Origin of the sequence: Rhodopila sp. (genome assembly GCF_035548235.1) — a bacterium.
GTDB lineage: Bacteria > Pseudomonadota > Alphaproteobacteria > Acetobacterales > Acetobacteraceae > Rhodopila.
This window is the reverse complement of sequence record NZ_DASZTJ010000043.1, coordinates 20,929-31,112: the sequence shown is the minus strand read 5'-3', so window position 1 is coordinate 31,112 and position 10,184 is coordinate 20,929. Positions and strand designations below refer to the sequence as shown.

Below are 10,184 nucleotides of genomic sequence, written 5' to 3'. Positions count from 1 at the left end.
GTAGCTGCCCCACAGCGCCCACTGGCGCTGCCGGTGCAGGCTGTGCTTGCGATGCGCGGCCGCGGCCCGCGCGTTCGATAGGGTCGTTGCACTCATGCCGCGATCTCCTGGGTGCGCTTGGTGACGCCGCGCAGCACGAAGAAGGCCGCGAAGGCGAGGATCGGGAACATGAACAGGCTGTCCGCCGCGCCCAGCGGGATGTCGCCCGACTGGATGCCGATCTGGAAGGCGTAGGTCGCGAAGACATGCGTCATGTCCTGCGGTCCGCCCGAGGTCAGGATGCGGACGATGTCGAAGTCCGCGAAGGTGACGATCAGGCTGAACAGCACCGTGATGGCGATGATGTTGCGCATCATCGGCAGGGTGACGAAGAACAGCTTCTGCATCGCGCCGGCGCCGTCGATCGCCGCCGCTTCATACAACTGGTCGGGCACCGATTTCAGCGCCGCCAGGTACATGATCATGAAGAACGGCGTGCCGTACCAGACATTGACGGTGATGGTGCAGAACCGGGCGATCCAGCCCACGCCCAGCCAGGGCACGTTGGCGATGCCGAACTGGTTCAGCACCCAGTTGAACGCCGAGTAGGACGGGTCGAACATCCACCACCAGGTCAGCGTCGACAGCGCCAGCGGGATGACCCAGGGCACCAGCAGCAATCCGCGCCAGATGCGCTGGTTCTTGCCCGGAATGTTGTGCATCAGGTGCGCCAGCACGAAGCCGATCAGCGCCTTCAGCACCACCGCCGTGATGGCGAACAGGCAGGACTGGAAGATGACGAGCTGGAACGTGTGGCGCTTCAGCAGGAACTCGAAATTGCCGAGACCGACGAAGGCCGTCATCTTCTTGTTCAGCATCGACAGGTAGATCGCGTAGAACGCCGGGTAGATGACAAAGCCGGCGACCAGCAGGATCAGCGGCAGGCACAGCAGGAATCCGATGGTCGAGCGCCGCTGGGCGAACCGGCGCATGGTGCTGCGTCCTGTCGGACCGGCCGGTTTCATGAGATCGATCGGTATGCTTGCGCCGTCCGCCATCCGCTAACCTCCCTAAATCGTTTGTTATGGTTTCACCAGACGAAGGGACCGGACCCGGACGGGTCCGGTCCGGCCGCATCAGCGGGTGAAGCCCTCCAGTTCGTCGTTGGCCCAAGAGATCACCTGGTCGATCGACTGGCCGGATTTCAGCTTGGCCAGCATCGTCGGCATGGTGCCTCGGTTGTAGATCTGCACCGCGATGTCCGGCGGGGCCGGCAGCGCGGCGATATGCGGCGTCGCCTTGTGGAACGGCCGCAACGGATAGTTGTAGACCGTGCCCTTCGGCGGCTCGACCTCTTCCCAGATCTTGAAGTCGAGCATCGAATCGAACGGCGGCACGTCGTAGCCGGCCACCTCGTTGCAGCGGGCTTGGACGTTGTCGCGCTGCATCAGGTAGACGATCAGCTCCTTTGCGGCCGGCTTGTTCTTGCTGAAGTTCCACAGGCCCCAGAAATAGGGCAGGTACGGTTCGAACCGGCCGGCCGGGCCGATCGGCGCGGGGAAGGACCAGGAATCGGCCGCGACCTGCGGCGCGTCCCGCTTGGCGACCGCCCAGGCCGAGGGCGGGTTCCAGATCAGCGCGCTCTGCCCCGAGATCAGCGCTCGGTTGTTCGAGGCGTCGTCGTAGCTGACCGCGTCGTCAGGCAGGACCTTGACCATCTTCTGGCCGAATTCCAGCACCTGCTTCACCTTGTCGGACTTGACGGTGATGTTGCCGTCCTTGTCGACCAGTTCCGCGCCGAAGGCGGCGAACAGCGTGCCGATGCAGTCGACCGAATCGGACGTCGTGCCCAGGCCGATGCCGAAGGGCTTGCCGATCTTCTTGCACGCCTCGGCGGCGGCCTGGTGCGCGTCCCAGGTCCATTTGTCGGACAGCGCCGTGTGTTCGGCCTTGGCCGGATACATCGCCTGAACGTCGATCCCGCCGGGGTCCTTCAGAAGGGATATACGGCCGCATGGACCTTTGTATTGCGTGCCGGAACTGGTCGGCACCGCCATCCAGTGCCCCTTGATCTTGGCCAAGTATTCGCAGACGTGATTCACTGAACCGTACTTGCCGGTCAGCTCCTTCATCACGTCGTCCATCGGCTCCAGGTTGTCGACGTTGTTGTGGATTTCCCAGGTCGGGAAGGCGAACACGTCGTGCCCGGTCTTGGCCTGCGCCTCGGCGGCGATGGTCAGCAGGTTCTTGTTGCCGTTGGAGGTGATGAAGTCGGCCTGCACCTCCACCTGGTTCTTCTGGCCCCAGGCCTCGACCTGCTTTTGCATCACGGCGTTGCCGGTCGGAACCCAATGGTCCCAGAAGCCGATCGAGAGCTTGCCGGCGGCGCGCCCGGTGCGGATATGCACCAGGGGCAGCAGCGCGGACGCGACCCCCAGCTTCAGCGCCTTACGCCGGGTAGGGCGGCCTGCCTTTACAGTCGTCATCATCCTGGACGTCACGTCTGGTCCTTCCTATCGGCCCGTGTGCGGGAGATTGAAACGATTGGCGCGGCGCACAAACGCACGTCGCGGCGACAGGACACGGACAGGTTTTGCCCGCCATGCGCTTGCCGCCGAAACGATTGATTGTGCGATGCCGCACCCATGAACATATCTCTCCCAAACGGTTCGGAATGACCGATTATTGTTATGGTTAGCCTGACCCTGCCGTGCGCCCGGTGCCGCTTTTGTGTATGCGCCATCCAGGCAGAACGCTCGACAAGCTAACCTTTGCGGCGGCGTCACGCAACGCGCTTCTGTGGTCTGACGCGATTTTAAGACCAACCGTTCACGAAGTCCGGAAACCGGCCGGCAACCGCGGTTGCCGGCCGGGACCGTTCAGCGGGTGAAGCCGCTCAGCTCGTCTTCGGCCCAGTCCTGCACCTGCTTGATCGACTGGCCGGATTTCAGCTTCGCGAGCATGGTCGGCAGCGTGCCGCGATTATAGGCCTGAACCGCGATTTCCGGCGGGGCAGGGGCCATGGCGATCCAGTTTTCCTGATGGTGCGACGGCCGGATCGGGTAGTGATAGACCGTGCCCTTCGGCGGTTCGACTTCGTCCCAGATCTTGAAGTCCGTCATGCTGGCGAAGGGCGGCACGTCATAGCCGACGGTTGCGTTGCAGCGTTCCTCGACATTTTCGCGTTGCGACAGGAACTCGATCAGCTCCTTGGCGGCGGTCTTGTTGGGGCTGAAGTTCCAGATGCCCCAGGAGAACGCCCCAAGCGGCAGGTAGCGGCCCTTGGGTCCCTTGGGCGCGGGGAAGGTCCAGCTATCCGCGGCCACCTGCGGGGCGTCGCGCTTGGCCACCGCCCAGGCCGAGGGCGGGTTCCAGATCAACGCCGACTTGCCGGAGATCAATGCCCGGTTGTTCGACGCATCGTCGAAGCTGACTGCGTCGTCCGGCAAGTATTTCACCAGTTGTTGTGCGTATTCCAACGCCTGCCGCACCGGGTCGGAGCGGACGTCCACGCCCCCTTCCTCGGTGATGACATGGGCGCCGAACGCGGCGAACAGGCTGCCGGCGGTGTCGACGGAATCGGGTGTCGTGCCCAGCCCGATGCCGAAGGTCATATTGGCCTTCTTGCAGGCCTCCGCGGCCTTCAGCATCGCGTCGTAGGTCCATTTGTCGGCTTCGGCCGTCGCCGGCGCGGACGCCGGATACATCTTCACGATGTCCAGGCCCGCCACCTCCTTCAGGACCGAGATGCGCCCGCACGGCCCCTTGTTCTGGTTGCCGGAGCTGCAAGGGACCGCGACCCAGCTCTTTTTCTTCGTGAACAGGTATTCGGCAGCCTTGGTGACCGGTCCGTATTTCGCCGTCAGACGCTTCATCACGTCGTCGACGGGTTCCAACTGGTCGGCGTGATTCTGCGTTTCCCAGCCAGGGAATTGCTGAATGTCATGACCGGTCTTGGCCTGCGCTTCCGCCGCCTGGGTCATGATGTTCTTGGAGCCGTTGGACGTGATGAAATCCGGCTGCACTTCCACCTGGTTCTTGGCACCCCAGGCGGCGCATTGCTTCTTCATCACCTCGTTGCCCGCCGGCACCCAATGGTCCCAGAAGCCCACGGACAGCTTGCCGGCGGCGCGGCCGGTGCGGATATGGACAAGCGGCAGCACCGCCGATCCTGCCGCGATCGTCAACGCGCGCCGGCGGGATACACCTCGCGGTTTGCCATCAGATAATATGGACACGCAACCTCCTGTATTCGTTGTCGGCGCCTTGTTTCGGAGCCATTCTTTCCGGTCACCGAAACGGGCCGTTTCGGTAGGCTACGTCAGGACATGCTGTCCGACAACAATCATCCGCCGAAAAGCGAATACAGCACGAACGCCAGGATCACCGCTGCATACACGATCGCAAGACCATAACGGACCGCCCGGCCCCGGCCGCGCAGAAGGCTGGAGCCGACAAAGGCGGCAACGGCCAGCATCGCGACGAAGGAGGCCGTTCGCATGGTCTCCTGACCGACCGGGGAGGTCAGCACGCAGTCAGGTCTCGGGGTATCGCCAGGGCTTGGCAGGCTGCGCCGCGGTTTCGTCGATCGTCCATTGCGGCAGCGACAAGTCCGGCGCGACGTCGCTGAACACCATCCGGACGCGGGTGCCGATGCCAACGCGTGCAACCATTTCGGGTGGCGCCAGCGTGCCGTCCGCCGTGGTCAGGTTGGCGATCACGCGCAGCGCCTCGTGCTCCGACGGTTGGCCTTTCTGGGTGTCCAGATCGACCAGCAGCACCAGGTAGGGCGTGTGGCTCTTGAAGGCAGGCTGGATGGCGTGATGCACTTCCTCATAGGAATGCACCTCGCCTTTGCCTTCCACCGGGGTCCAGGTCGCCTTCGGGCTGGCGCACCACGGACAGGCGGTGGTCGGCGGGTAGCGCAGCAGCTTGCAGTCGTCACATCGTTGTAGGTGAAACGAATGCGTCGCGCAGTGCTTGAAGTAATCGAGGTTCTCGTGATCCAGCTCGTCGAGCGAGAGGGTCATGCCGAGATAGGTGCCGGATACGGACATTGTTCTGACTCCCGCCTCAACCGCGCCGCATGACCATGGCCGAGGTCGTCATCGGATTCGCCCAGCCCAGGTTGGCGGTGAGCTCGATGTCCTTGACCTGCCGGCAGCCGCCCTCGCGGTAGTCGTATGTGTGTTGCCGTTTCCCGTCCGGGCCGATCGGGCAGGAATCGTCGGCGTCATGGCGAAGCTGGCGCACGTTTTCGATCACCATGTTCATCCCGTGCGTGTAGCCTTCACAAAGGTGCCCGCCGGAGGTGTTGTTCGGACGCCTGCCGCCCAGCCGTGTGATACCGGATGAAACGTATTCGCCGCCTTCGCCCTTCTTGCAGAAACCGTAGTCTTCCAGCAGCAGCATCGCAGTGAAGGTGAACGCGTCGTAGGCGCCGGTGGCATCGACGTCCTCGGGCCCCACGCCGGCGTTCGGCCACAGGATGTCCTTGGCATAGTATCCGCCGACACGATCGATCGGACCGCACTGGTAGTGCATGTCCATGCGAGGCTTGGAGCATCGCCCGGCGATCCCCCGGATCAGCGCCGGCGTTTGGCGCATGTCTTGGGCGCGGTCGGCGCGGGTGATGATGATCGCGGTGGCGTTGTCGGTCTCCACGCAGCAGTCCAGCAGGTGCAGCGGCTTGCAGATCATCCGGCTGCCCAGTACGTCATCCACCGTGTAGCGCTTCTTGTAATACGCCTTCGGATTGTTCGAGGCATGTTCGGAATGCACGACCTTCACCATCGCCACCTGCTCGGGCTTCGTGCCGTATGTGTACATGTGGCGCATGAAGGTCGGCGCGAACATCTGCCCTGCGCTCTGCCAGCCATAGGCGCGACTGTGCAGCATGTCGCCCGTCACCGGCGCGGCGGCACGGGCGCCCGTGCCGCCGATGCGCACCTGGGAGAAGCCGTTCATCGCCCGGAACACCGCCACGCACTTGCACATGCCGGCTTCCATCGCGCCGATCGCCAGCCCGATCAGCGCCTCGGTCGACGATCCGCCGCCATAGCAATCCATGTAGAAGTTCAACCGGGCGCCGATGTCGCCGGCCATGAAGGTGGCGGGGGTGCTGTCGTTGTTGGAGTAGGACAGCATGCCGTCGATCTCCGACGGCTTGATCCCCGCATCCGCGCACGCATTCCGCAATGCCCAGGTCCCCAGCGCTCGGGTCGTCTTGTCCGACCCGCGGGTGAAGGTCGTCTCCCCCACGCCGACGATGGCGTATTTGTCGCGCAGGTATTTCGGCGTGCTGACATCCGTGTCCGCCGGTACCGGCATGGCGTTCCTCCCAGGCTTTGGTTCGGGGTGCAGGCTGGTCCGAGCCCGAGCGGTCGTCAACCGGCGGGGGTGCCGGCGTGGCAGTCAGCCCCACTCGCCATGGCCCGCTCCACCGGTCCATGACGAGGAGCGGGACGGAGGGCCATGAACATCGGCGCCGCGTCCGTTAGTACATTTTTATGACGGACCGGATATTCGTGCCGGAAACAGGTCAAACCGTCTGGCGCAAGAGGCTTTCGCGGTGCAGCATGAAATTATGACGCGCTACGATTTCATCGTAATCGGAAGCGGCCCGGCCGGGCGGAGGGCCGCCATCCAGGCCGCCAAGCTGGGCCGCGACGTCCTGGTGGTGGAAAAGGGCCGCCGGGTGGGCGGGGTGTCGGTCCATACCGGCACGATCCCGTCGAAGACCCTGCGGGAGACGGTGCTGAACCTGACCGGCTGGCGGGAACGCGGCTTCTACGGCAGCGCCTATCGCGTCAAGAAGGACATCGACGCCAAGGACCTGATGGCCCGCCTGCACATGACCCTGGATCACGAGGTCGATGTGCTCGAACATCAGTTCGCCCGCAACAAGGTCCAGACCATGAACGGGATGGGCCGGTTCATCGATCCGCACACGATCGAGATCACCATGGGCAACGGCGATCTCCGCCACGTGGAGGGCGAGAAGGTCCTGATCGCCGTCGGCACGCGTCCCTATCGTCCGGCCGACGTGCCGTTCAACGGCCGGACCGTGCTCGACAGCGATGAGATCGTGGAAATCCCCCAACTGCCGCGCAGCCTGTGCGTGGTTGGCGGCGGTGTCATCGGGGTCGAATACGCGACCATCTTCAGTGCGCTCGACGTCAGCGTCGCCCTGGTGGAATCGCGCGCCAGCTTCCTGGAGTTCATCGATCATGAGTTGATCGAGGACTTTACCCACCAGCTACGCGACCGCGGGATGGCGATCCGGTTCGGCTCCAAGGTCGACCGGATCGAATTCGAGAACGACAGGCCGGTGACGATCCTTGCCAATGGGCGGCGGGTGCGGTCTGACATGCTGCTGTATGCGGCCGGACGGGTGGGGGCGACGGACTCCCTGAACCTGGATGCCTGCGGACTGACGCCGGACGAGCGCGGGCGGCTGAAGGTCGATCCGGGAACATTCCAGACCGACGTGCCGCATATCTACTGCGCGGGCGACGCGATCGGCTTCCCAAGCCTGGCCTCGACCTCCATGGAACAGGGGCGCATCGCCGCGTGCCACGCCTTCAACATCCCGATGCCACCGGCGCCCGATTACTTCCCTTACGGCATCTACTCCGTGCCGGAAATCTCCACCGTCGGCATGAGCGAGGAGGAGGTGCGCAAGCGCGGCATCCCCTATGAATGCGGCGTGGCCCGGTTCCGGGAGACGTCGCGCGGCCACATCATGGGGCTGAACACCGGCATGATGAAGATGATCTTCTCCCTGAAGACCAAGCGGCTGCTCGGCGTGCACATCGTGGGGGAGGGCGCCACGGAACTGGTCCATATCGGCCAGGCGGTGCTGAACCTGCACGGCACGCTGGATTACTTCATCGAGAACACGTTCAACTATCCCACCCTGGCCGAGGCGTACAAGATCGCCGCCCTGGACGCGTGGAACCGGATGGGGATCGCCTGACCGGCACGTCCGGCCGCGACGTGGCGGACTAAACCGCCGCCGCGACCGGTTCGGCCGGTTGCCACTCCGCCAGGACCCGCCGGCACAGCGCCTCCCATGCGGGGGTCCGCGGCGCCCAGTCGTGCCCTGTCGAGAAATCCATCGACGCCATGATCAGGCCGGGCGCCACGGTCTCGACCTCCCCGGCCGGGTGATCCGCGTCGGCGAGGCACACGCAAACCAGCCGCATGCCGGGGAATTGCGCCATTGCGCCGCTCAGCGCCTCGATCTCCGCCGGCTCCCACCGTCGGCTGGCCAGTTTGTGGACGAAGATCTTGGCGGGATGTTCCAAGTCTCGCAGCAGCTTGGCGGCCAAGTAGCGCATCCGCTTGCAGGCGGTCCGCATCATCTGGTCCCGGTCCATCTGGGCCACCGGGATGAAGCTGTGCATCTCGTAGCCATAGCGTCCGTCCTGGATTTCCCAGAGCAGGACGGAGCTTTCATCGCTCTGGGCAAGATCGGTCGTGGCTTCGTCGCCGATGCCGGCGAAACGCTCCTGCAGGCAGGCGATCAATGTCTTTGGCGGCACCGTCGCCCATCGGAACAGGCCCAGCGGTTCAGCGCCCCAGGCGCGCTGCACCCCGCCGAATTCGCATCCGCCGGCGAATCCGGTCCCGCCGAGGCTTTCGAAGGCGAACGCCAGTTCCGTCATCCGAGCGTCCGCGACGGATATCCGCGCCGGTTCGTCGGCCGGATCGGCGTCCAAGGCCTGGTCGCGCAGGCGCAGCAACGCCTGCTGCAGGCGGTAACCGGGATAGGCATTGTCGGGGAACTGCCGGCTCATCGCGGTCCAATGCGTCACCGCGCCCTGCCAGTCGCCCCGCGCTTCCACGCGATCGCCGGTCCGCAACCACAGGTCCGGCTCCTGTGGCAGGCGCTCCATGGCTTCGGCCAGCAGCGTGTCGGCGGCGGCCGAGGAGCCGGCGTCGCGCAGGATGCTCTCGACCCGCAGATAGGGGGTGGCGGTCGGTGGCATCAGTTGACGCAACGTCGCCAGCCGCGCCATCGCGGTCGCAAGACGGCCGCTAAGCTGTGACAGGCGGGCCTGGTTGATCAGCCGGTATGGGGCGGTCTGCCGACTGTCCGTCACCGGTTCTACCCAGGAAGCCTGGAGCACGGTGGCCAACCTGGCCGGATCGGCGTCTCGCAGCGCGACGAGGATCCGGTCCAGGTCGATCGCCAGAAGCTCCTCCGGCGCCGTTTCCCCCAGGGCCATCAGCCGTTCGGTCACGGCGGGCCAATCGCCGCGCTGGGCGGCAACCGAGACAGCCCTCGCCAACAGGCCGGGATGGCGCAGGTGCGGGACCGCCATCGCCTGGGTCAGGACGGCGTCGGCCTCGTCGTGGCGGGACCGGGAGTCCAGCGCCTCGGCGAGCCGAAGCGCAATCCACCAGGCGCCGGTCGGATAGGCCAGAGCGGCGCGCCAATGCTCGATCGCGATGTCCGGGTTGCCGGCACGCGCTTCCAGCAGCGCCCAGGAGACCGGAATGCCGGGCTCCTGGGGAAACCGGGCGGATGCCTCGTTGAGTAGCTGGCGCCCCTCGTCAAATCGACCAAGCTGGGCCAGCGCCGCCGCGCCATCGGTGTAGCCGTGAAAGACGTCCGGAAACGCCAGGCGCGTGAGCCGGTACCAGTCGGTGGCCAGGGCAGGATCGCCTTGCTGCACGGCCAGTTGCCCCATGGCGTGCAGCGTGTCCCACCGGACGGGCGGCACTTTGAAGGCATGTTGCGGGGGTGGAGTCGTCGGGGGCGTTTCCGCCCGCGCCGGTTCGGCTCCGGCCGGCATGGCCGCGGCGGCAGCGTCACGGTTGGGTTCCTCGGCCGGCTCGCGAGAGGGCGGTTCGCCAGAGGGCGGTTCGCTGGGGGACGACTCGCCAAGGGATTGTGCGTCCCCGGACCGCGCACCCTCGGACGGACCGCCCGGGATGCCGGCGTCGTTTGGGGCCGGGACCGCCTTGGCCATCGGCCCTGCGGCGGGCTCCTCCGCGATACGACGCTCCTCGTCCGCGTACCGGGTGCGCGGCGGTTCCAGCAGCGCGGAAGCCGGCATGCTCAGCCGGCGGACCGGCACCAGCTCCTGGTAAAGATCGTTCGTCGTCGGCGCGATCGGATTGGCATCCGAACCGGTCCGATCCATCAGGCGGTCGATGCCCGCAGCCGGGCTGGGGGTATCTGTGGCCGGCGGTGG

General features: G+C 65.4%; 8 protein-coding genes. 1 reads left to right on the top strand and 7 read right to left on the bottom strand.

All coding sequences use genetic code 11. The features are described from left to right. Positions 1-92: 92 nt before the first annotated feature. The 6 genes from VHB27_RS03535 to VHB27_RS03510 all read right to left on the bottom strand — a co-directional run bounded on the left by VHB27_RS03535 (position 93) and on the right by VHB27_RS03510 (position 6,309). The gene (locus VHB27_RS03535; protein WP_325597545.1) at positions 93-971 is read right to left on the bottom strand and encodes a carbohydrate ABC transporter permease; all 879 of its coding nucleotides are present in this window, start codon (positions 969-971) and stop codon (positions 93-95) included. A gap of 144 nt (positions 972-1,115) precedes the next feature. Further along, positions 1,116-2,468: an ABC transporter substrate-binding protein gene (locus VHB27_RS03530; RefSeq protein ID WP_325597544.1), complete on the bottom strand. Its 1,353-nt coding sequence runs from the start codon at positions 2,466-2,468 to the stop codon at positions 1,116-1,118. 390 nt (positions 2,469-2,858) lie between these two features. Next, positions 2,859-4,142: an ABC transporter substrate-binding protein gene (locus tag VHB27_RS03525; RefSeq protein ID WP_325597543.1), complete on the bottom strand. Its 1,284-nt coding sequence runs from the start codon at positions 4,140-4,142 to the stop codon at positions 2,859-2,861. Positions 4,143-4,324: 182 nt separating this feature from the next. Next, the gene (locus tag VHB27_RS03520; protein WP_325597542.1) at positions 4,325-4,480 is read right to left on the bottom strand and encodes a hypothetical protein; all 156 of its coding nucleotides are present in this window, start codon (positions 4,478-4,480) and stop codon (positions 4,325-4,327) included. Positions 4,481-4,514: 34 nt separating this feature from the next. Then, the gene (locus VHB27_RS03515; RefSeq protein WP_325597541.1) at positions 4,515-5,036 is read right to left on the bottom strand and encodes a Zn-ribbon domain-containing OB-fold protein; all 522 of its coding nucleotides are present in this window, start codon (positions 5,034-5,036) and stop codon (positions 4,515-4,517) included. A gap of 16 nt (positions 5,037-5,052) precedes the next feature. Then, complete coding sequence (locus VHB27_RS03510; protein WP_325597540.1) at positions 5,053-6,309, bottom strand: thiolase C-terminal domain-containing protein; 1,257 nt, start codon at positions 6,307-6,309, stop codon at positions 5,053-5,055. A gap of 256 nt (positions 6,310-6,565) precedes the next feature. On the opposite strand from VHB27_RS03510, the gene sthA reads away from it, so the two are divergent. Continuing rightward, entirely contained in the window at positions 6,566-7,957 is a 1,392-nt protein-coding gene (gene sthA / locus VHB27_RS03505) for a Si-specific NAD(P)(+) transhydrogenase (RefSeq protein ID WP_325597539.1), read from the top strand. Positions 7,958-7,985: 28 nt separating this feature from the next. Here the strand turns inward: sthA and VHB27_RS03500 are convergent, their stop codons facing one another. After that, positions 7,986-10,133, bottom strand: a complete 2,148-nt coding sequence (locus tag VHB27_RS03500; protein WP_325597538.1) for a tetratricopeptide repeat protein — start codon at positions 10,131-10,133, stop codon at positions 7,986-7,988. Between the last annotated feature and the right edge of the window lie 51 nt (positions 10,134-10,184).

What these genes read in the sequence shown, in the direction of transcription:
- VHB27_RS03500 (WP_325597538.1), bottom strand. Translation starts at nt 10,133, where the DNA reads ATGGATCGGACCGGTTCGGATGCCAATCCGATCGCGCCGACGACGAAC.
- VHB27_RS03510 (WP_325597540.1), bottom strand. Translation starts at nt 6,309, where the DNA reads ATGCCGGTACCGGCGGACACGGATGTCAGCACGCCGAAATACCTGCGC.
- VHB27_RS03535 (WP_325597545.1), bottom strand. Translation starts at nt 971, where the DNA reads ATGCGCCGGTTCGCCCAGCGGCGCTCGACCATCGGATTCCTGCTGTGC.
- VHB27_RS03530 (WP_325597544.1), bottom strand. Translation starts at nt 2,468, where the DNA reads ATGATGACGACTGTAAAGGCAGGCCGCCCTACCCGGCGTAAGGCGCTG.
- sthA (WP_325597539.1), top strand. Translation starts at nt 6,566, where the DNA reads ATGACGCGCTACGATTTCATCGTAATCGGAAGCGGCCCGGCCGGGCGG.
- VHB27_RS03520 (WP_325597542.1), bottom strand. Translation starts at nt 4,480, where the DNA reads ATGCGAACGGCCTCCTTCGTCGCGATGCTGGCCGTTGCCGCCTTTGTC.
- VHB27_RS03515 (WP_325597541.1), bottom strand. Translation starts at nt 5,036, where the DNA reads ATGTCCGTATCCGGCACCTATCTCGGCATGACCCTCTCGCTCGACGAG.